Here is a 20,077-nt window from a genome sequence, read left to right as displayed (position 1 = left end):
ACAATAAAACCGTGAGTGACCTGCACTCACGGTGGGGTGTGAAGTTAAGCTGCAACCGTTCTGCGCGCCCGCCACTGCGAGATTGCGCGGCGGCCAAAAAGCAGCAGCGCCGACATGGTGATGGCGACGATGAGGAAGCTGTAATGCGGGAGGGAAGAATTCACGAGTGCCCATAGGATCATGCCAAAGATAATCGCGGACGCCCACACGGTGGCACCTTGCGCCCAGATATTGGTGGTCTTGAATACCCAGCGCAAAATTCCCCAGCCTAAAACAGCGCCGATGGCCCAGGGCCAGAAAGCATCAAAGATGCCACCGAGGGTCACCGGTGGGTGGGCAAAGCGTGCCAGGACAGCAAAGATGGCGATGGCAATCACGTCGTAGGTGAGCTGTTTAGTCATTGTTCTTCTTTCTCCCGCATGGAAGTGCTTAGCGAGGATAGTTTGAGGCCTTTGCGCGCATAGTGCCAGAAGTAGATAACCCAGCCAATAGCGGTCATCAGGGCAAACGATATCAGGCGGTAGATAACGGCAGCGCTTGTCGCATCCACCGCGGTCATGCCGGTGGCCACCAGCGTGGCGATGATCGCTGCTTCCACCGTGCCCAGACCGGCCGGGGTGATCTGTGCGGAGCCGGCAAGCTTAGCGGTGATATAAGCCAGGGTGACTCCGGCTAAGGTGGTTTGGTTTTCCCCGGCGTTCATCCAGGGAATGGCACCGCTAACAGCCCACACGCAGGCCCACAGTGAAGCCATGTCAAAAAGGCGGTGGCCTAAAGAAAATGCGGAGACCGACAGGAATTGGTACCGCGACAGATGGACTTCTTTGAGGTTGCGGACTTGCTCCACGATGCCTTTAAGAATCTTGCCCGAGATGAGTTTTTGCCGTCGCAACCAGCGTTCTACTTTTAAGGGGTTATTGGTCACCCAGAACAATCCGGCAAGCAGCAACACCATGAGCACGAGCGAGGTAAGCAGGGCGCTGAGCGCGATGGAGGCGCTGAAAAGCATGACACCGGAAAGTCCGATGAGCACCAGCCAGATGGTGGACACGGCCGAAGACACGACGAAAAACCAGGCGCACAATGCGACTGTGGCGCCCCAGGAGCGCTGCACGTGAAAGGTCAATAGCGCGGAAAAGGCCGGCCCTGCGGGAAGCGTGGTGGACCACGCATTCGACGCAAAGGACACGGCGGTTGCCTCTTTCAGCGACACCGAGACATCGCCGGCGATGATGAGCTGTTGCATCACCCCACTCATCGCGACTAACGATGCCACCGAGGCAATAATGACGACGGTAACCGCAACCGGATTAGCCTTTTGGAGTCGCTGAAATCCTTCCCCAAGGAAATCAAGCTCGTCGCGAAAGACCCACACCAGCACGAAGAGAACCAATAAGGAGGCTCCCCAGCGCAACCAGCGCATCCCGGATTGCATTGTCATTTATGCGTTATCGTCCTTGGATCGAGGCAGACGGCGGTGCTCAGGTGCGCGGTTGATAGAACGACGCTCTTGAGCCAAGCGCTCCATCAAAACATTAAAGGGAACGAGTGATTCATCTTCGTCAATGGTGCGTCCCGAGCGGCCGGGGCCATCATAATCTTCTTCAGCCACGTGGTCTTCCTCCCATTGTTGGTGGTCGTTATAAGAGTCGTAGAACTCTTCTTCACCAAGTTCTTGGGCCACAGGTTCGGGCTGTGGCTCAAAGTTGGCTGCGCCCACTGTAGTCGCAACAGGCGCGGTTGCCATCGCCGGCTCGCTACCGTGTCCCATTTTTTCATAGGCCTTATGAATGAACTTCGGTGCCCACCAGTTATCTTCCCGCAGCAAGTGCATCACGGCGGGGACCAGCAGCATGCGCACGATGGTGGCGTCGATAAACAGCGCGAAGATCATGCCAAAGGCGATGTATTTCATCATCACGATATCGGAGAAACCAAAGGCTGCGGCCACCACAATCATGATCAGTGCCGCCGCGGTGATGATGCCACCGGTGTGCGCGGTGCCGGAATTAATCGCCTCATCAGTTGTTGCACCTTGCTTGCGGGCTTCGACCATGCGCGAGACCAAAAAGACTTCATAGTCCGTGGAAAGGCCGTAAATAATCGCAATGATAAGTACCAGAATCGGGCTCATCAGCGGGCCGGGGGAGAAGCTGAGCAAGCCAGAACCTATGCCGGAGACAAACATGGCGGTCAAAATACCCAAGGTTGCGCCCAGGGTCAGCACCGTCATCAAAATCGCCTTCATCGGCAAGACGACGGAGCCAAAGACCAAGGCCATGAGGATAAATGTTGCCACGAGAATGTAGATAACCATCCACGGCAGCTTGTCGAAGAGTGCGTCGAGGGATTCCACCTCCATCGCTGGAGTGCCACCGACGTATAGGTTTACTCCGTCAGGGGCGTTGAGGTTTTCCAGCTCGTGGACGATATCGGCGTAATCATCACGGTCTTCGATGCCGGCAGAGAGCACCGTGGTGCCATCGACAGTTGCGGACGATGGGGCCATGGGTGAAGTCAACCCGTCGAGTTCGCGGACCTGCATGATGACATCGACAAGCTGCTCGTTCGATGCATTGTCGACGACGAGTTTGACTGGCTCGGTGCGGAAGCTTGGGAATTCTTCGTTGAATTTATCCTGCGCGACACGAGTTTCATTCCTCGGCGGCAGGTAGGTTTCATTAATACCGCCGAAGGAGATATTGACAATGGGCAAGGTCAGCGCGATGAGCAGGCCACAAATCGCCACCGTCATTAGCTTCGCGTGCTTCATGGCCCACTTGGGCAGGCGGTACCACCAGGTATCTTCCAAGCGGCGGGCGGTGCGTTTGGTGCGCCGGATAGACCACTTGTCGATGTTGTGCCCCAGCAAACCAAACAGCGCCGGCAGCAAGGTAACAGACAAAAGCGCTGCTAAACCGACCGCGGAAATGGAGCCATAGGCGACCGATTTGAGGAAGGCCTGTGGGAAGATGAACAGCCCTGAGATGGCCACCGCCACCATGGCGGCGGAAAAGACCACGGTTTGTCCCGCGGTAGCGGTGGTTACTGCAACCGCATCTTTGACCTCGCGGCCTTTATCTAATTCCTCGCGGAAGCGCGAGACCATGAACAGCCCGTAGTCGATGGCCAAGCCTAATCCGAGCAGGGTGACCACGGCTTGGGCGAAGACATTGACCTGCAAAAAGCCCGCCAGGATCGCCAAAATGCCGATGGAGCCCAAGATAGATAGGGCACCAACGACCAGCGGCATGAAAGCAGCGACGACGGAGCCGAAGACGACCAGCAATAACAAGCCCACCAGAGGCAGTGCGGCGCGCTCGGCGCGGGAGATATCGGCAGCCATGCCGGCATCGAGAGCATCGGCGACGGCGGTGGCACCAGCGACTTCGACATCCAGGGAGGTATCTGTCAGCGCATCTTGGATGGTGCGGAAGTCTTTAAGTGTCTGTTCTTCATCGCCGGCGAGACCAATGGCGATGAAAGCGGTATCGCCGGAGTCGTTGAGCAGATTCGGGTTTTGGGTATCGAAATAACTATTGACCTGGGCAATTTCTTGCGGGTAGGAGCTTTTTAGCTTGTCGACGTACTCGCGGCCTTCCTCCAAGCTCTCCTGCGGATTATTGACCATGACGACGACATCGCCAGATTTATCGCGGCCGAAGACCTCGTTTTCAATCTGGGCAGCTTGCGTGGAGGCAGCGTTGGGATCTTCCCATCCCTCTTGGCTCATGCGGTCACCTAATTGGGTACCGAAGATGCCAAAGAGCGCGAGGATTATGCCGATGAGCACAAAGGGAATGATTTTACGGTAGGCGTAGGAAAAGTGGCCCCATTTTAAAAACACGTCTCAACGACTCCTAGTGCTCTAATAACGTGGACAAGGAACGGAAAGGCTGCAGCCAAGCACCTTCTGGTGGCAAAGCATCCAGGCTGACTCGCGGTAGCGGATCCCGAAAGACCCCGGGGATATCTTCTAAATCCACAAAGTGCAGATTCTCAGAAGAAATAGCCCAGGACACGTGCTCATGAAAGCCCAAGATGGTCACGGGAATGCCGTCATTGGCGATTTCTTCCAACAGCGGCTGGAAGTTTTGGCCATCCGCCGAGGCTACGACGAGCCCTGCAAGGTCATCCCGGTTGTCCAGGATGTATTCAATCATGTCCGGGTCAACGTCGGAGTCCTCTTCGGTTTTGGGCTTCGCAAAGACGGAAAAGCCGACGTTGCGGATGGCTTCAACCCAGGGGCGGATGACATCTGCGCCGCCGGGGGTGACGTTGGTAAATACGGATGCTTGCGGTTCCGCGCCTAAATCCCGGGCGTTGAGCACGACCCAGCGGCCAATGGCATCAAAGCGGGGGCGGTAAGCCGCGGTGGGCCGACCGCCTAAAATGGCGCCGAGGCCCATGTCCATATTCGGCGCGTCCCAGATTAGGGCATATGTCGTGCTCATTATTTCTTTTCCCACAGGTATTCAGTAATTACGTGGTCTTTATCAAGACCTTTACCTTCGAACTTCGTAATGACCTGGCGGTTTGTTAGCTGAGGGCACGACTCCCAGGGCCAACCCTTGTACTCCAGCGTGGGTTCGACGTGGATGAGCTCATTGATCCACTCGGCGTAGTCCGCGTGGTCGGTGGCGACATGCAAGACCCCGCCTTTTTTGAGGCGGGAAGCAAAAAGATTCAGCGTGCCGGATTGGATGATGCGGCGTTTATTGTGCCGGGCTTTCGGCCACGGATCCGGGAAGAAGACGCGCAGGCCATCAAGGGATTCTGGCTCAAACATGCGCACGAGTACTTCGACGCCGTCGCCGCGCACCATGCGGATATTATCAAGGTCGTTGCGCACTACCTGCCCCATGAGCTTGGCAAGGCCGGGTTTATATAGCTCGACGGCAATAACATTGGTATCTGCTTCCAGCGGTGCCATGGCTGCGGTCGAGGTGCCGGTACCGGAACCAATCTCCACGATGGTTTTATGACCCGAGCGGCCGAACCAGGAATCGATATCGATGATCTCATCGGAAAGATCCTTGCCCAGGACGGGCCAGTTCTCGGTGAACAAGGCTTCTTGATTCTCCGTCAACGTGCCGCGGCGGAAGGTGACATTGCCGAGGCGCGGATAGTCCAGATCATTATTAAAGACTGTGTTGAAATCAGTCTGCGGAGGTCGGCCTGAAGTGGTTTCGGTATTATCCATAATTTTTCTTTTTAAGGGTTAGTTAGTAATTAAAAACAAGCTGTGACAAAAGTTGCTTACTGTTATCTCACACTATTGTCCATGGGCAAGGCGGTAGAGGCAAAGATTGACGTCCAAAAGTGTACAAAAACACCAGCTTTTGCGTGGGCGGGTATAACCAGTTGCGGCGCGGGGGTGGCCGTGTGGAAGTAGTTTCGCGGCCTACGTTTCCTTGTCTGCCCCCGTTAAGGGGTGTGAAACCAAACCTCTATCTGTGGTTTACGTCCTGTTCGGGCAGCAAATATTGTGGTAGGTTCGGTGGATATAACCAGCGTGTGAAGAATCTAGTCCAATTTCTTCACTCTGACAGTTAGGCTGGTGCTTGAGACTAACTCAGAGAAGATCCTTCCCAATTATCGCAGGAGATTTAGTAGATGACCGCCGCTATTCAAGGCCTCGTTGGTCAAGTACCAACTAATAACGAAGAGCTCATTAAATGGATTAATGAAAATGTCGAGCTTTTCCAGCCAGACCAGGTGGTCTTTATCGATGGCTCGCAGGAAGAGGCTGACCGCCTCGCTGCGGAGCTGGTGGAAAAAGGCACCCTGATCAAGCTGAATGAGGAAAAGCGTCCTAATTCTTACTTAGCACGTTCTAACCCTTCGGATGTCGCGCGCGTAGAGTCCCGCACCTTTATCTGCGCAGAAAACCAAGAGGATGCCGGCCCAACCAATAACTGGGTTCCACCGGCAGCCATGAAGGAAGAGATGACGGAGGAGTTCCGTGGCTCGATGCGCGGGCGCACCATGTACGTTGTTCCTTTCTGCATGGGCCCTATCAGCGATCCCAACCCAAAGCTGGGCGTGCAGCTGACTGACTCAGCGTACGTTGTGCTGTCGATGCGCATTATGACCCGCATGGGCCAAGATGCGCTGGATAAGATCGGCGAGCACGGCGACTTCGTGCACGCTTTGCACTCCGTGGGCGCACCGTTGGAGCCAGGTCAGGAAGATGTTCCATGGCCATGCAATGACACCAAGTACATCACGCACTTCCCAGACACCAAGGAAATTTGGTCCTACGGTTCGGGCTACGGCGGCAACGCCATTTTGGCGAAGAAGTGCTACGCCCTGCGTATTGCCTCTGTCATGGCTAAGGAAGAAGGCTGGATGGCGGAGCACATGCTCATCCTGAAGCTGATCTCTCCAGAGGGCAAGGCGTACCACATCGCTGGTGCTTTCCCATCGGCGTGTGGCAAGACCAACCTGGCTATGATTACCCCAACCCTTGAGGGCTGGACCGCCGAGGTCGTCGGCGATGACATCGCATGGCTGCACCTGCGCGAAGATGGCCTGTACGCCGTCAACCCAGAAAACGGCTTCTTCGGTGTTGCTCCTGGCACCAACTACGCATCTAACCCGATCGCGATGAAGACCATGGAGCCTGGCAATACGATTTTCACCAACGTGGCGCTCACCGATGATGGCGACGTGTGGTGGGAAGGCATGGATGGTGAGACCCCAGAGCACCTCATCGACTGGACCGGCGAAGACTGGGACAAGCACTCGGCTACTCCTGCAGCGCACCCGAACTCGCGCTACTGCACCCCAATTTCCCAGTGCCCAACTGCAGCCCCAGAATTTGATGACTGGAAGGGCGTTAAGCTCGACGCCATCTTGTTCGGCGGCCGTCGCTCCAGCACCGTGCCACTCGTGACCCAGTCCTTCGACTGGGAGCACGGCACCATGATCGGCTCCCTGCTGGCATCGGGTCAGACCGCGGCATCAGCAGAAGCAAAGGTCGGCTCCCTGCGCCACGACCCCATGGCTATGCTGCCTTTCATCGGCTACAACGCCGGTGACTACCTGCAGCACTGGATCGACATGGGCAATAAGGGCGGCGACTTGCTGCCGAAGATCTTCCTGGTCAACTGGTTCCGTCGTGGTGAAGACGGCCGCTTCCTGTGGCCTGGCTTCGGCGAGAACTCCCGCGTACTCAAGTGGGTTATTGACCGCGTTGAGGGCAACGTCGGTGCGGAAGAAACCGTTATTGGTAGCACCGCCCGTGCAGAAGACCTGGATCTGACCGGCCTGGATACTCCACTGGATGACATCAAGGAAGCCTTGGGTGTTGATCCTGCTGAGTGGGGCTCCGATCTCGAAGACAACCTCGAGTACCTGCGCTTCTTGGGCCCACGCGTGCCACAAGAAGTACACAACCAGCTTGACGCGCTGCAAGAGCGCATCGAAGCACGGCTATAAGAACTAACTAAGCCCGTCCGCCCTCGTGGTGGGCGGGCTTTTTTAATACCAACACGAGGTTGGAGGTAAGAAACTCACGCAGGAGAGGCACGCGCACAATCCACCACGCCCAAGCGGGGTGATAGCGCGGGAAAGCCGCCAGGAGCTCTTTGCCGCGGGCATACTCCAGCCCTTCGCGCACGGAGAGATCAAATAACGAGGTGCCAAAGACATTCTTCGGCGGATGCCCATGGGTCTTTTCATATCGTCTTCGCGCAAAATCACCGCCGATATAGTGCTGCCACCAGCCGGTTTCATGGCCACCAAAAGGGCCCAACCACGCGGTATAGCTCAGCACCACCAGCCCTCCGGGGCGGGCAACGCGCAGCATCTCATCGGCCATCGTCCACGGGTTGGGAATATGCTCGGCTACATTGGAGGAATAAACCACGTCAAAAGTATCGTCGCGAAAAGGCAGGGCAGTTCCATCGCCGCGCACAGCCTGGCTGACGGCAATGCCCGCCGCCGACATTTCCCCGGCATCCGGCTCCACGCCGACGTAGCGCGCACCGCGGGATTCAAACTCGGCGGCAAAATATCCTGGGCCCCCGCCGACATCCAAAACGCGGGCACCGCTCAGGGAGAGAGCGAAGTCGTGGCAGAGGGCATCGATAAGCAAAGCGGTGTCGTGCGCCAGACCGGAATAAAAAACATGAGGCTGGGTTTGCTCAAACCGGAAGGAACGCAACAGCTTCCAAGCGCGTGAAAACGTCGCGACAGCCCGAGTGTGCGTCAAAGACTTGAGGCGATACCCGCTAGGCTTATTATCCACGATGAAGATCCTCCTGTTGTGCTGGCGCGACTCCACCCACCCGCAAGGCGGCGGCTCAGAACGCTACCTCGAACGCGTCGGGGAGTATCTGGTCTCCCAAGGCCACGAGGTGGTCTTTCGCACCTCCCGGCACATGAATGCCGCGCGGCGCGAGGTGCGCAACGGGGTGCGATACTCCCGTGGTGGCGCCAAATACAGCGTATATCCAGCAGCCTTAGCGATGATAGTTGCCGCCCGCTTGGGCATCGGTCCCTTGCGCGGGTTTGACGCAGTTATTGATACCCAAAATGGTATTCCTTTCTTCGCGCGGTTGGTATCCGGCAAGCCCACGGTGTTATTAACGCATCATTGCCACCGCGAGGTATGGCCGGTGGCCGGGCGCGTTATCGGGCCCCTGGGCTGGTTTTTGGAATCTCGCGTCGCCCCCTGGGTTTACCGCAATTCGCAGACGGTGACAGTGTCGGAAGCCTCCCGCGCGGACTTGCTGGCACTTGGGGTGCCCGATGCCCAGATTATTGAAAATGGCGTTGACCCCATCCCCGAGCACATTCCGCTGATTGCGCGCGAGACGCCCATTCACTTGGTCACCTTGTCGCGTCTGGTGCCTTATAAGCAGATTGAGCACGCGATTGATACTGTCGCAGCGCTTGACGATGCCACCTTGGACGTCATCGGCAGCGGCTGGTGGGAGGCAGAATTACGCGCCTATGCCCGCGAGCGGGGCGTGTTGGACAAGGTCATCTTCCACGGGCAGGTGACCGAGGATTATAAACACGCGCTATTAGCGCGCGCCGATATTCACTTAATGCCCTCGCGCAAAGAAGGCTGGGGCTTGGCAGTGATGGAAGCTGCCCAACATGGCGTGCCGACGGTCGGTTATTCTTTCGGGCTGCGCGATAGCGTGCAGGATAATACAACCGGGCTGCTGGTTAGCGATGAACAAGGGTTTATTGATGCCACCCGGAGGCTGATTCGCGACGTGGAGTTGCGCGAGGAATTAGGCGCGGCCGCCAAAGACTTTGCGCTTAAATTTTCGTGGGATTCGACCGGCGCTCGTTTCGAAGAACTCCTGCGTAGGCTAACCCAGCAATAGCCGGGCTCAACAGCCAGAGGCTGGTTAAAATCCACGGCACGCTGTGTGGTGTGACGGAGGTTTCAGCGATAATCTTTTCGTCCTCGACCACTACGCCGATGCCTAAATCTTCCAGCGCTGTGCGGTCATTGTCCTCCCACGCCTGCATGGCAGCCTGCCAGCGGGGACTGGGAAGATCCACCAGGGTGCCATCAACACTTAAGCTTCCGGATTCAACTTTGTTGACCACCTTGGAATAGGGATCTACCACCAAGCGGCCATCGATATCAGCCAGGGTGTGGCGGTCAATAAATAACACATCGCGCTCGTTGATCTCTGCCACGAGGTTGTTATCTACCAACGGGGCCTGCGTGCCGCGCAGAACCGACAGGGACGACGCCGCGTCCGGGGTTTGCAGGATGACGCAGCCCAAAGCGAGCGCTGCGGCGACGGTGTGTCGGGCAGGGATGTGCCCAAGCGCCATAACGTAGCCGGGTAGTGCCAGCAGGAGTAGCTTTTGGCTATCGCGCACCAGGCCCGCGCCGGGGATATGCTCGAGCGCCCAGGCCATGCCGGTCGGCCACAGCCAGGCAAGAGTAGCGATGGCAAGCCCCACCCCAGCAAGCACCAGTAACCGGCGCGGCACAAAGCGTGCGCCTACAAGCACGCAGGCAAAAACGCCCAGGCCAAAAAGGGCAAAGCCTAAGTGCCGGGATTCGGGCACGGCATCAGCATTCCAGATACCTCCTAATCCCAGCAGCGCGCCCACGGTGCCCACGGCTTCTTCCGCGCGCGGGGCAAAAGCTTCGGCGGCGGCTTGGGCATTCATTTCTTGTCCGCCGCGAAAGGTCGCGATAACACCTGGAATCGCCCACGGTGCGGTATACAGCGCCCCCAGCGCCAGGGTGAGCAGTCGATGTTTGCGCAAACACACCACGGCCACAATCAACCCAACTAGCGCGCCGGTGGGCGTAAGGGAAGCGACAAACATGAGCAGCCAGACCAGCAGCGTGACACCGTGGAGGGCTGCGGCGGCAATCAACGGCAACAACCACGCGGCAATGACCAAAGACCACTGGCCTTGCATGAGCCTTTCGATGACAAAGGGATTGGCCACCGCGAGACCAATGGCTGCCAAAGTGGGCAGGAGTTCTTTATTGCTCAACCACCAAGCGCCGGCGGCGGCGCCGATAGCCGAGGCCACCATGAGCGCTTTGACCACCCAGGTGGCGGGCACAAGCTTAGCGATGATCGCCAGCACCCCATCTTGCGGCGCGTTCCGCGCAAACAGGTCCCCACCGCCAAAGTTGGTGGCAGTCATGCCGGGCGAATCCAGCACCAGCATGTCGCGCCAGGCTAATTGCCCGCCGAAGAGAAAAGGCCACACTACCGCCGCGACAGCGGCCGCCGAAAAGGCGCAGAAGATCAGCCTAATTCTCACGCTGCCTGCTAAAACGCCACGCACAGGCGAGCAATAATACCGCACCAATAATGGCGAGCACCCAACCAACGATGGTGGCGACCTGCACCGCCATCACCGTGTTTTTCACTTTATCCAACTCGGCTTGGGTCGATTCCTCATCCCAGGAAATATCGGCGGAAAAGAGTGTGCGTTCCCCCGTGGGTGCTTCTGTTTGTGATTGCGCCAGGTAAATCTGCAGTTTTTCATTGCTATCGACGATCCGCCCGGTAGTAGGCTCCACCCACACGGTGCGCTCCACGGCGTAATACGGTTTTAGCTCCACGTGGTCATCGGCGGCCAGATCTAGCTCCGCAAGTTCTGCGTCGGAATAAAGGTCCCCGGCGCGGCCGGGGAAGTGCGGATCGGCAAAGAGATGATCAACATTGACGCCCTGGCGCTGTTGATAGAAGGAATAGGTGGGAATCCCATCGATTTTCTCATCGGTGAGATAGTCAATCGGCTCGGATTTTTGCATCACCGTATCGAAGTACGGATAAGAACGCTGTTCAGTCTGCGAAGGGAAGAAATAATCAATGCCATCAATCTCCGCGCCCTCGGCTGAGAGCACGGTCTCGCCGGCGACGGTAAATTCCTGGTTAGTATCCAGACCCGCCATCGGATACGCCGACTCGCGGTTAAGCAGCGCGGTCTGCGCAATCTCGGCAATCTGCTCGCCATCTAAGCTGATGGTAATGGAGCTTTCCGAATGCGCCGCGGCATCATCCACATCCGTCTTCGCCGTGGTGGAATGACGATCAATGTCTAAATCCTGCGTCTGGACAACGCACTTGAGACCGTCCTCGCAGCCTTCATAATCCTCCCAGCGCGCCACCTGCGCGTGCTCGGAGCCCTTGGACACGGAAATATCTTCCTTGAAAGATAAAGGGCGCGTGCGCTGCGTAATCAAGGTCGGCGCCAAGGCACCTACAATCAAGCACACCAGTGCGATGATAGTGGTGAGCTTCAAGGAAGATGGAGTACGTAGCATTTAAGGAAGGTTGTCCAATTCAAACTCAAGGAGGTGATAACGATTAGTACTGTACCGCAGCACCTGCCCGCCCTAGACGGTATCCGCGCGGTAGCCTCACTCGGGATTGTTGTCACCCACGTTTCCTTCCAAACCGGCACCGATTGGGCCGTCGCCGAACGTTTCGATTACTTCGTCGCCGTCTTCTTCGCCCTGTCCGCCTTTGTCCTCTGGCGCCGCCCGGTCAATCCCACCTATTACCGCAACCGCGCAGCTCGCATCGTCCCCGCGTATCTCGTGTGTGTCGTGGCAGTGATTTTGCTCTACCCCGATGCCCGCAGCATGGATATCTGGCAAATCCTGACCAACCTCACCTTGACACAGATCTACATCCCCGATGGCCTTGCTCCGGGGCTCACGCACCTCTGGTCGCTGTGCGTCGAGGTTGCTTTCTACCTGGCGCTTCCCGCGATAGCCCTAAGCCTGCGCGGTCTGACGCACAACCGCCGCGTCGCGGTGATTATCGGCGCTGCCGCGTTATCTTTTGCCTGGCCCTGGCTGCCCTTTGTCGCCGCCTTCGATGGCGACGGCATCAACTTCCAGATTTGGCCGCCGTCTTATATCCCGTGGTTTGCCATCGGCATGCTGGCCGCCGAATACGAAGGCCGCGTGCACATAACCTCCAAAATTCGCCCCGTCGCCTGGGTTGTTGCCGCCGTGATCATGTGGCTGGCCTCGCGCGAATGGTTCGGACCCCAGGGACTCGTGCATCCGGAGCCCGGGGAGTTCAACCGCCGCATTCTCGCTGGTGCTTGCTTTGCCGCGTGCCTCGTCGTGCCTTATGCCCTGGGTGGGCCGTCGAAGGTTTTGGAAAGTAAAACCTGGCAATTTCTCGGCAAGATTTCCTATTCCATCTTCCTATGGCACGTCGCGATTTTGGGGCTGATGTTCCCGCTAACCGGAATCTCGGTGTTTTCCGGGCACTTCCTGCTGATTTTCATTCTCACCGTCGCATTTACCATCGCGGTGAGCTACGCCTGCTACGAGCTGGTGGAGGAGCCCGCGCGCTTTTATTTCCGCGGCAAGAAAAGGCACGCAACCGCCGCGGCAGCTAAAGCCCCAACGAAGACCGAGTCACCGGCATAGCTTTCCGATGGCCACGGCGCCCTCGCCAACATCGCCCCCGTCATCAACATCAGCGCGGGACTGAGATACTCCGGTTTGAAATTAGTCCAGCGGACAACCGCCCACATGGCCACGGCAACCAGCCCAAAGACCCAATTGATGGCGGTTAGAACCACCATGCCCAAAAGCCACGGGCGCGCCATGTCTAGGTGAGCGGGCTCACCGCGCAACCGTCCCGTCCACGCGCACGCCATGGCCGTGGCAATGCCGACTGCGCCGCCAATAATCAACCAGGCGCGGTAGAGCCCATTGGCCTCATGCTCCATGCGGAAGGTTCCTTCAACACCGGCGGGAATGACAAAAGCTTGGCTGGCCGCATCCACTTCCACGGCGTCTACTTCCACATCCCCAATAAAGCCGCGCAGACCAGCATTAAACGCCCGGCCGGTATTCAAAATCCGCTCGTGATCGGCTGCGGCAATCTCGTTGCCAGTCGCCGCATATTCGGAGTGCGGTGGGGAAGCACTCAAGCTGACCCATTGCGCCCGGGTTTCGAGCCGGTGTGTGCCTTTGTCTAAGGTCAGCGTGTCGCCGGGGGAATAGAGGGTGTCATCGATAAGCACTTCTGCTCTGTCCGCATCCAAGGTCACCGTCATCCCCCGCGGCGCGGTGAATTCGCGGATGATGATCCCGGTATCCAGAAATAGCCGTTGGAAGATAAATTGCTGCACATTCGGCGAGGTATCTGGCACTTTCACCACGCGCGATGCCTCAGCGATTTCCGCGATGCCCACCCGTTTGGTCAACTCCACACGAATCTGCGTGGTCGGCCCACCCGGCACTGCAATCGTGCGCGGGGTATCCGCCTTCAGCGACACTTTCACATTCGCGCCATCGGCGCCGTGGATAATGACTTCCGTGTCCTCGGTGGCGGTTAGCGTAATCGACGGCGTCGGAAATTCGCCTTCCAGCTCCACCCAACCGGTGTGCCCGGGCGCAGGCCACCAGGCGGTCTCGGGGTTGCCGTCACTTGCCGCAGTCAGTGAGCGCGCCGGGTTCGCACCGCCAAACGCAGAGGCATCGCTGGCGGAAGATTCCGCGGATAGGTGCACCGCGCCTTCGTCGACTGTGGTCAAAGGCCCCGCGCTGGGATAATCGCGCGCGGCGTTATTCGACGTTGTGGGATCCTCCGGTGCCATCTGCGCGCTGGCGGCGCCGTCTAGGGTTCCGAAGTTTCTATCCACCAGAGCGGGAGTATCGGTGACAATCTCCGCGTTTTCTTCGACCAACCTGCGTGGGCCTGGCGTGCCCAGCATATCCAGCAAGGCGAGGACTTCACCGCCGCCGGCTACGGTGACAGGTTCATCATCGGAGATCAGCATGTCAGGCTGCTTATCCAACAGCACCACGTCGACTTCGCCGAAGGTATGTACGTGCCCGGGGAGTTCGTGCGGGTCGAATTCGGTAAAGGAATTATCTAAGTCGTGGCGGTAGAGCACCGCGCCGATGCCTAAGCGCTGCAGGGCTTTCGCACCTTCGGTGGGGTCGTAGCGCAAAATATCCATGATTCCATCTAGACCGCGAATGGCTTCGGACGGAATCAGCGGAATGGCATCGCGAAATGCCAGGGGAGTTTCTACCAGAGGCTGCGCGGGTTCATCGCGCGTCCAGCCCCAGTCTTGGCGGGCAAAGGAGGTTTGCGGCGCGATGAGCGTGCGAGTGTTCTCGGCGTTGTCATTGATAAAATCGGCCGCGTCCTGCCAGTACTGCGGGACTTCTTCATACGCACCGGTGGGTAGCAAACGAGCCGACCACGCAGGTGCGGTGCTGGTGAGCACCACCAAGACCACCAGCACCGCTGCGGCCATCTGGCGTGTGGCGAGTTTGTGCACGGCTACGACCACACCCAGGCTGAGCGGGATGCGCACCAGGGGGTCGAATTTGTGCAGGTTGCGCATAAAGGCGCCGGCGCCGTCGAGGAAGTCGAGGTAGATTCCGAACTTGATGCCCAAAATGGCGATGCCGATAAGCAACATCGCGGTCCATACTTTGGGCAAGCGGCACAGACCCGCGAGACCGACGGCTGCGACCGCGCAGGTGGCAAGGACAAACAGCGGTTCGGAAGTCAGCAAGGAGCCGGCTTGGCGCTCGGTTTCGACAAAGGTGGACCAGCTGGTGGTGCCGCGGAGGATTTCCGGCAGGTTTAACCAGCGGGTGGTCACAAACGCAGACTCAATATAGTCGGTAAAAGCGGGTGCGTATTTGCCAAGGATCAGCAGCGGGCCAATCCACCAGGCGCTGACCAGCGCGCAGCCTACAAGCCACATCCCGAGTGCTTTGAATTGTTTGCGATAGATCAGCGCGATGGCCGCGGGAAGACATGCCGCCAAAGTCGCGGTGGCGTTAATAGCGCCCATGCACGCGACGGGGACAATGGCCGCCGCAATATGGCGCCAGGAAATTCGCTGCACAACAAAGGGCGCGATAACCCAGGGCGCGAGCATCACCGGCCAGGTCTCCGAGGAAATCGCCGTGAGCGTCGTCAGCGCGCGCGGGCTAAAAGCATAAACCACTCCGCCGAGTACCAGCCACGGCATCGAGGTGGGATAAACCTTGCGGGCCAGAACAACGAAGCCGGAATAGCCAACGCCGAGAACTATTGTCCACCACAGGCGCTGGGCAACCCAATCGGGTAAAAAGTCGGTGAGAAGAAAGAAGGAGCCTTGGGGGAAAAGATAGCCGTAGGCTTGGTTTTGTAGCTGGCCGAGCGTGAAATTATCCGAGTAGACCGAAAATGCGCCGGTTAAAAACCCCAGTGGGTTGGCGGCTAAATCATGTTTAGTATCGGCAGCGATTAAGCCAAATGGCTGCACAAAAGCCATGAGGGCACAGATAGCCCACCCGATGGCATGAACATACAATTATCCGCGAGATCCGTATTCGGGGCTGCCCAGCACGGCATCATCAGCAGGTACCGCATGTCCCGAAGGAACGGAATCTTGCCCAGAAAATTGCGCAACCCCAATGACGGTGACAATTCCCAGGGCAATGCCCACGACGACGGAGCCTAAGGCGGGGCCAAAAGTGCGAGGGATCATCTTATTCCTTATTCGAAGTACTCTGGGTCATCTTCATCCTCATCATCCTTCTCCGGTGGGACAATGAAGACAGGGCGGCCGGCGTGTCGCACGATATGTTCCGCCGTGGAGTTATTCCACCAGCCGCGAAAGCCCTTCAAGGCGCGGGTACCGGTGACAATAATATCAACATCTAACTCATCTGCCGCGTCCACGATAGCAGAAGCAATAGTCGTTGCTGACTCCACTAAATGCGCACGACCGGCAAGGCCGAGATCTTCAGCGACCTTAACGCCTTCGCGACAAATGGCCAGGGCTTCTTCATAAGCCGGGTCATTTTCTGCCGCTTCAGTTTCCATCGCGGCTTGTTGCAACCCCGTGCGCGTAACCACGCGAGCTGCCTGGCGGGCCACGGGCTCCCACGCCGTTAGGATTTCTACCGTGCTGGTTTGTAGATAACGCGCAGCGTATTCCATAGCGCGTACGGCACGGTCAGAACCGTCATAGGCGATGAGCATGGTTTGTGCAGTATTCATAGCCACAATTGTAACCATGGTATTCGCCAAAATGGGGTTAGTGCGGCACACTAGAAAACCGATGAAAAGGTTTGCTGGATTAATTGTCTCCGTCGGGATGCTCGCCGGGTGCGCGACACCTGCTGAGCAAACCCCGACTACCTCCCCAAGTTCAACCACGACCATGACCACAACCACGACGCCGGAGCCAGAACCTGATCCCGCACAGGTAAGGCAGCAAGTTGCCAGCATGCTCATGCCCGGGGTGGTCAGCTATGACGATGCCAAGGCAAAGCTCGAAGCCGGTGTCGGCGGGATTTTTATCACCAGCTGGGCAGATCCCAATTTGCTGACCGAGCCGGGACGCGATATTCACGCTCTGCGCGCTGAAATCGGCCGCCCTTTTGATGTGGCTATTGATTTTGAAGGCGGCCGGGTGCAGCGCTTTTCCCACATCCTCGGCGATCACCCAGCCCCGCGGGATTTAGCCGCGACGATGAGCATGGAAGAAGTCGAGGCCAAGGCGCAAGAAATCGGCCAGAGCCTAAGCGCGCACGGCATTACGGTGGATTTCGCACCGGTCATTGACGTCGACGGCGGCGGTCTCGAAGTCGTCGGAGACCGCTCCTTTTCCCAAGACCCGCGCCTAGCCGGAGATTATGGTGCGGCTTTTGCCCGCGGGCTTCAGCGCGCAGGTGTGCACCCGGTGTTCAAGCATTATCCCGGCCACGGTCGTGCCTCCGGGGACACTCACCTGGGTGAAGCTATTACTCCGCCTTTGCCGGAGCTGATGGGCCATGATCTCATTCCTTTCGAGGAAGCTTTCGTCCAGGCCCCAGGAGCAGCAGTCATGGTCGGTCACATGGTGGTGCCAGGGCTTGGCGATGGCATAACGCCGGCCAGCCTTAATAACCATGCCTATGGATTATTGCGGAATCATCACAAATTCGACGGCATGGCCTATACCGATGACCTGACCGGAATGGCCGCAATTTCCAATACTATGAGCATTGAACAGGCTGTGCCCAAGGCGCTGGCGGCGGGTGCTGACCAGGCACTATGGTCATCGGCAAGCGATATTAATGCGGTCATTGATGCGTGTGTGCACGCTGTGGAAACTGGAGAAATTCACCCGTATCGCCTGCAGTCGGGTGCCCAGCGGGTGGCTCACAGGTTGGATAGCATGCAATAACGCATTACCCTAATGTCTGTGAATAAAGCTGGTACAGGGAAAAAGTGGGCCGTGGTCGCAGGGCTCCTCGTGGGTCTTTTGGTGATCTTGGGCGTCGCGTATGCGCTCGATGTTGTCAGTGGCAAAGGCAAACTTCCCCGCAAGACGTCGGTCGGCGGCGTGGATATTTCGCGGATGGAGCCGCAGGCGGCCATCGACAAGCTAGAAAGCGAACTCGGTGGTGCCACCGCCGAACCTGTCACCGTGACCGCTGGGGAGGAAACCTCGCAGTTTATCCCTGAGCAGGCCGGCATGTCCCTGGATTTTGCTGCGGCCGTGGAGTCTATTCCTGAAGCCTCCATGAATCCTTTTGCGCGCCTAGCGGCCTTTTTCGGCGGCCCGCAGGAAATTGATGTCGATGCCGATGTCAACCCTGCGTCTTTGGAACCCGTGCTCAACCGCTTAACCGATGAGCTCTCCGTTGATGCCACCGATGGCCAAGTTGTCATTGAAGAAGGCGACGTTAACACCGTCGATGCCGAGCTGGGCCAAACCGTAGATCGCGGCCAGCTGGAGGATGGCGTTACCCACGACTGGTTGGATCCCAGCGGCGTGGAGGTCGAGCCGGTGGAGGTCGAACCGGTGATTAACCAGGACAAGGTTGAAGATTTTGCTTCTGGTCCGGCCAAGGCTGCGCTCAGTGGCCCGCTGGAGCTGACAGGTCGCAATGATGTGACCGCCAGCTTGGATAAGGCAGCTATTTCCAGCTTCGTTGGGGTAGAGAAGAAGGACGATAACCTCGAGCTGGTCATCGACACGGCGCATGCACAAGAGCTTTTCGATGCCACCTTGGCCGAGACCGAAACCGAGATGCAAAATGCGAAGATCTCCTTTGCCGGTGGGTCTTTGCAGGTCACCCCGCACTCGGATGGTGAGGTCATTGACTGGGAGACCACCTTGCGCGACTTTAATAAGCGCGTGTTGGATGAAGAGCCTCGGAAGTGGGATGCGGCGTATGAAGATGAGCCAGCGGAATTTACCACGGAGGAAGCACAAAATGCGTCCTTTGATGAAGTCGTAGGTGAATTTACTACCTCTGGCTACTCGGATGCGTCCGGGCGCAATATTGAATTGACCGCCCAGATGGTCAATGGCGCGGTGATCTCACCGGGAGATACCTTCTCTTTGAACGGGTATACTGGTCCGCGCGGTACGGCACAGGGCTTTGTGGAGTCCGGCATCATCATTGATGGCCATGCCGGAACCGCTGTGGGCGGCGGCATCTCCCAGTTTGCCACGACGCTGTATAACGCCGCGTACTTTGGTGGCATGACCGATGTCGCGCACACCCCGCACTCGTATTACATCTCCCGCTACCCAGCGGGTCGTGAGGCGACTGTGTACGAAGGCGCGATTGACTTGGTCTTTAAAAATGACGCGCAGTACCCCGTGCAGATTCAAACCAGCGTGGGTGGCGGCAGCGTGACCGTCAAGCTCATGGGTGTCAAGACCGTGGATGTGGAATCGGTCAACAATGGCCGTTGGGCACAAACCTCCCCGAACCGCATGGAGCTGTCAGGAGATGATTGTTCACCATCGAGTGGTGCGCCTGGGTTTACCACGTCAGATACCCGCATTATCCGGGATTTAAGTGGAAGCGAAATCAGCCGGGAAACCACGACGACAGTCTATGATCCCCAGCCGATTGTGACCTGTAGTTAAGGCTAAAATGGAGCCGGCGACGAGAATCGAACTCGCACTCTCAGCTTGGGAAGCTGATGTTCTACCACTAAACTACGCCGGCGTGTTGTGATGTAAGTGTACACCGAGGCCGAAACGGTCAGAAAATTGGAGGGTCATTGTGCTGTTATCCGATAAGGACATCCGCGCTGCCATTGATGCGGGGCGCTTAGGCATTGAACCTTTCGCACCGGATTTAATCCAACCATCGAGCGTGGATGTGCGCATCGATAAGTACTTCCGCGTCTTTAATAACTCGAAGTACACTCATATCGACCCCAAGCAAGACATGCCTGATCTGACCACCGAAGTCGAAGTGCCCGACGATGAACCTTTTGTGCTGCACCCCGGCGAATTTGTTCTCGCTGCGACCTTGGAGAAATTTACCCTGCCCAATGACCTGGCGGGCCGGTTGGAAGGTAAATCTTCGCTGGGCCGTCTGGGGCTTCTGACGCACTCCACCGCTGGTTTTATTGACCCGGGCTTTTCTGGCCACATCACCTTGGAGCTTTCTAATGTGGCTAATTTGCCCATTACTTTGTGGCCAGGGATGAAGGTCGGGCAGATGGCGATGTTTATGATGAGCTCGCCGGCGGAAGTGCCCTATGGCTCCGGGGCGTTGGGCTCGAAGTACCAAGGTCAGCGCGGGCCGACGGCGTCGAAGTCCTACTTGAATTTTCAATAAAGTTAATCG

17 protein-coding genes and 1 tRNA gene are annotated in these 20,077 nt (G+C 57.6%); 6 read left to right on the top strand and 12 right to left on the bottom strand.

The genetic code is table 11. The features are described from left to right. Nucleotides 1-44: 44 nt before the first annotated feature. Genes CAMM_RS11680 through trmB form a run of 5 tightly spaced genes read right to left on the bottom strand, consistent with a single transcriptional unit; the run spans nucleotide 45 to nucleotide 5,203 of the window. On the bottom strand, nucleotides 45-401 hold the full coding sequence (locus tag CAMM_RS11680; protein ID WP_003847869.1) for a DUF3054 family protein: 357 nt from the start codon (nucleotides 399-401) through the stop codon (nucleotides 45-47). Beyond that, complete coding sequence (locus tag CAMM_RS11675; protein WP_003847868.1) at nucleotides 398-1,441, bottom strand: lysylphosphatidylglycerol synthase transmembrane domain-containing protein; 1,044 nt, start codon at nucleotides 1,439-1,441, stop codon at nucleotides 398-400. The genes CAMM_RS11680 and CAMM_RS11675 overlap by 4 nt, the downstream gene beginning before the upstream one ends. Continuing rightward, nucleotides 1,442-3,847, bottom strand: coding sequence for an MMPL family transporter (locus CAMM_RS11670; protein WP_003847866.1), 2,406 nt, complete (start codon nucleotides 3,845-3,847; stop codon nucleotides 1,442-1,444). Between the two features lie 13 nt (nucleotides 3,848-3,860). After that, nucleotides 3,861-4,454, bottom strand: coding sequence for an NYN domain-containing protein (locus tag CAMM_RS11665; RefSeq protein WP_003847863.1), 594 nt, complete (start codon nucleotides 4,452-4,454; stop codon nucleotides 3,861-3,863). Then, nucleotides 4,454-5,203 (bottom strand): tRNA (guanosine(46)-N7)-methyltransferase TrmB, encoded by a 750-nt coding sequence (gene trmB / locus CAMM_RS11660; protein ID WP_003847861.1) that lies wholly within the window; start codon nucleotides 5,201-5,203, stop codon nucleotides 4,454-4,456. Before trmB ends, CAMM_RS11665 begins: the two co-directional genes overlap by 1 nt. Before the next feature lie 413 nt (nucleotides 5,204-5,616). Between trmB and CAMM_RS11655 the strand changes: the two genes are divergently transcribed. After that, nucleotides 5,617-7,443, top strand: coding sequence for a phosphoenolpyruvate carboxykinase (GTP) (locus CAMM_RS11655; protein WP_003847860.1), 1,827 nt, complete (start codon nucleotides 5,617-5,619; stop codon nucleotides 7,441-7,443). 7 nt (nucleotides 7,444-7,450) lie between these two features. On the opposite strand, the gene CAMM_RS11650 is transcribed toward CAMM_RS11655, so the two are convergent. After that, nucleotides 7,451-8,218, bottom strand: a complete 768-nt coding sequence (locus CAMM_RS11650) for a class I SAM-dependent methyltransferase (protein WP_040355716.1) — start codon at nucleotides 8,216-8,218, stop codon at nucleotides 7,451-7,453. 37 nt (nucleotides 8,219-8,255) lie between these two features. On the opposite strand from CAMM_RS11650, the gene CAMM_RS11645 reads away from it, so the two are divergent. Next, complete coding sequence (locus tag CAMM_RS11645; RefSeq protein ID WP_003847853.1) at nucleotides 8,256-9,347, top strand: glycosyltransferase family 4 protein; 1,092 nt, start codon at nucleotides 8,256-8,258, stop codon at nucleotides 9,345-9,347. Here CAMM_RS11645 and CAMM_RS11640 read toward each other — a convergent pair. Beyond that, complete coding sequence (locus tag CAMM_RS11640) at nucleotides 9,280-10,767, bottom strand: MmpA family trehalose lipid delivery protein (protein WP_003847851.1); 1,488 nt, start codon at nucleotides 10,765-10,767, stop codon at nucleotides 9,280-9,282. The genes CAMM_RS11645 and CAMM_RS11640 overlap by 68 nt on opposite strands. Then, nucleotides 10,757-11,776, bottom strand: coding sequence for a porin PorA family protein (locus CAMM_RS11635; RefSeq protein WP_003847849.1), 1,020 nt, complete (start codon nucleotides 11,774-11,776; stop codon nucleotides 10,757-10,759). The genes CAMM_RS11640 and CAMM_RS11635 overlap by 11 nt, the downstream gene beginning before the upstream one ends. A gap of 33 nt (nucleotides 11,777-11,809) precedes the next feature. Here CAMM_RS11635 and CAMM_RS11630 point away from each other — a divergent pair, with 33 nt between their 5' ends. Further along, a complete protein-coding gene (locus CAMM_RS11630; RefSeq protein WP_003847846.1) occupies nucleotides 11,810-12,901 on the top strand; it encodes an acyltransferase family protein in 1,092 nt (363 codons plus the stop codon). Here the strand turns inward: CAMM_RS11630 and CAMM_RS11625 are convergent. Genes CAMM_RS11625 through CAMM_RS11615 form a run of 3 tightly spaced genes read right to left on the bottom strand, consistent with a single transcriptional unit; the run spans nucleotide 12,826 to nucleotide 16,493 of the window. Next, nucleotides 12,826-15,762 (bottom strand): alpha-(1->3)-arabinofuranosyltransferase domain-containing protein, encoded by a 2,937-nt coding sequence (locus tag CAMM_RS11625; RefSeq protein WP_003847845.1) that lies wholly within the window; start codon nucleotides 15,760-15,762, stop codon nucleotides 12,826-12,828. The two genes, CAMM_RS11630 and CAMM_RS11625, sit on opposite strands and share 76 nt — an antisense overlap. A 39-nt stretch (nucleotides 15,763-15,801) precedes the next feature. Next, the gene (locus CAMM_RS11620) at nucleotides 15,802-15,978 is read right to left on the bottom strand and encodes a DUF2613 domain-containing protein (RefSeq protein ID WP_003847844.1); all 177 of its coding nucleotides are present in this window, start codon (nucleotides 15,976-15,978) and stop codon (nucleotides 15,802-15,804) included. Nucleotides 15,979-15,986: 8 nt separating this feature from the next. After that, nucleotides 15,987-16,493 carry a universal stress protein gene (locus CAMM_RS11615; RefSeq protein ID WP_040355600.1) on the bottom strand — a complete coding sequence of 169 codons (507 nt, stop codon included), beginning with the start codon at nucleotides 16,491-16,493 and terminating at the stop codon, nucleotides 15,987-15,989. A 61-nt stretch (nucleotides 16,494-16,554) separates the two neighbouring features. On the opposite strand from CAMM_RS11615, the gene CAMM_RS11610 reads away from it, so the two are divergent. After that, the gene (locus tag CAMM_RS11610) at nucleotides 16,555-17,664 is read left to right on the top strand and encodes a glycoside hydrolase family 3 N-terminal domain-containing protein (protein ID WP_040355594.1); all 1,110 of its coding nucleotides are present in this window, start codon (nucleotides 16,555-16,557) and stop codon (nucleotides 17,662-17,664) included. A gap of 12 nt (nucleotides 17,665-17,676) precedes the next feature. After that, on the top strand, nucleotides 17,677-19,365 hold the full coding sequence (locus CAMM_RS11605) for a VanW family protein (RefSeq protein ID WP_003847838.1): 1,689 nt from the start codon (nucleotides 17,677-17,679) through the stop codon (nucleotides 19,363-19,365). An 8-nt stretch (nucleotides 19,366-19,373) separates the two neighbouring features. Here CAMM_RS11605 and CAMM_RS11600 read toward each other — a convergent pair. Next, nucleotides 19,374-19,447 (bottom strand) — tRNA-Gly (locus tag CAMM_RS11600). Nucleotides 19,448-19,504: 57 nt separating this feature from the next. Between CAMM_RS11600 and dcd the strand changes: the two genes are divergently transcribed. Further along, entirely contained in the window at nucleotides 19,505-20,068 is a 564-nt protein-coding gene (gene dcd / locus CAMM_RS11595) for a dCTP deaminase (protein ID WP_003847836.1), read from the top strand. The last annotated feature ends 9 nt before the right edge of the window (nucleotides 20,069-20,077 follow it).

The sequence above is a fragment of the Corynebacterium ammoniagenes DSM 20306 genome, assembly GCF_001941425.1.
In the GTDB taxonomy this organism is placed as follows: domain Bacteria; phylum Actinomycetota; class Actinomycetes; order Mycobacteriales; family Mycobacteriaceae; genus Corynebacterium; species Corynebacterium ammoniagenes.
Note: the sequence above shows the minus strand (reverse complement) of the source record. Positions and strands in the feature narration are given on the sequence as shown.

Coding starts and splice junctions, on each gene's coding strand:
- CAMM_RS11610 (WP_040355594.1), top strand. CDS start 16,555: ATGAAAAGGTTTGCTGGATTAATTGTCTCCGTCGGGATGCTCGCCGGG.
- CAMM_RS11605 (WP_003847838.1), top strand. CDS start 17,677: ATGTCTGTGAATAAAGCTGGTACAGGGAAAAAGTGGGCCGTGGTCGCA.
- CAMM_RS11645 (WP_003847853.1), top strand. CDS start 8,256: ATGAAGATCCTCCTGTTGTGCTGGCGCGACTCCACCCACCCGCAAGGC.
- CAMM_RS11620 (WP_003847844.1), bottom strand. CDS start 15,978: ATGATCCCTCGCACTTTTGGCCCCGCCTTAGGCTCCGTCGTCGTGGGC.
- trmB (WP_003847861.1), bottom strand. CDS start 5,203: ATGGATAATACCGAAACCACTTCAGGCCGACCTCCGCAGACTGATTTC.
- CAMM_RS11675 (WP_003847868.1), bottom strand. CDS start 1,441: ATGACAATGCAATCCGGGATGCGCTGGTTGCGCTGGGGAGCCTCCTTA.
- CAMM_RS11665 (WP_003847863.1), bottom strand. CDS start 4,454: ATGAGCACGACATATGCCCTAATCTGGGACGCGCCGAATATGGACATG.
- CAMM_RS11655 (WP_003847860.1), top strand. CDS start 5,617: ATGACCGCCGCTATTCAAGGCCTCGTTGGTCAAGTACCAACTAATAAC.
- CAMM_RS11625 (WP_003847845.1), bottom strand. CDS start 15,762: ATGGCTTTTGTGCAGCCATTTGGCTTAATCGCTGCCGATACTAAACAT.
- CAMM_RS11615 (WP_040355600.1), bottom strand. CDS start 16,493: ATGAATACTGCACAAACCATGCTCATCGCCTATGACGGTTCTGACCGT.
- CAMM_RS11635 (WP_003847849.1), bottom strand. CDS start 11,776: ATGCTACGTACTCCATCTTCCTTGAAGCTCACCACTATCATCGCACTG.
- CAMM_RS11680 (WP_003847869.1), bottom strand. CDS start 401: ATGACTAAACAGCTCACCTACGACGTGATTGCCATCGCCATCTTTGCT.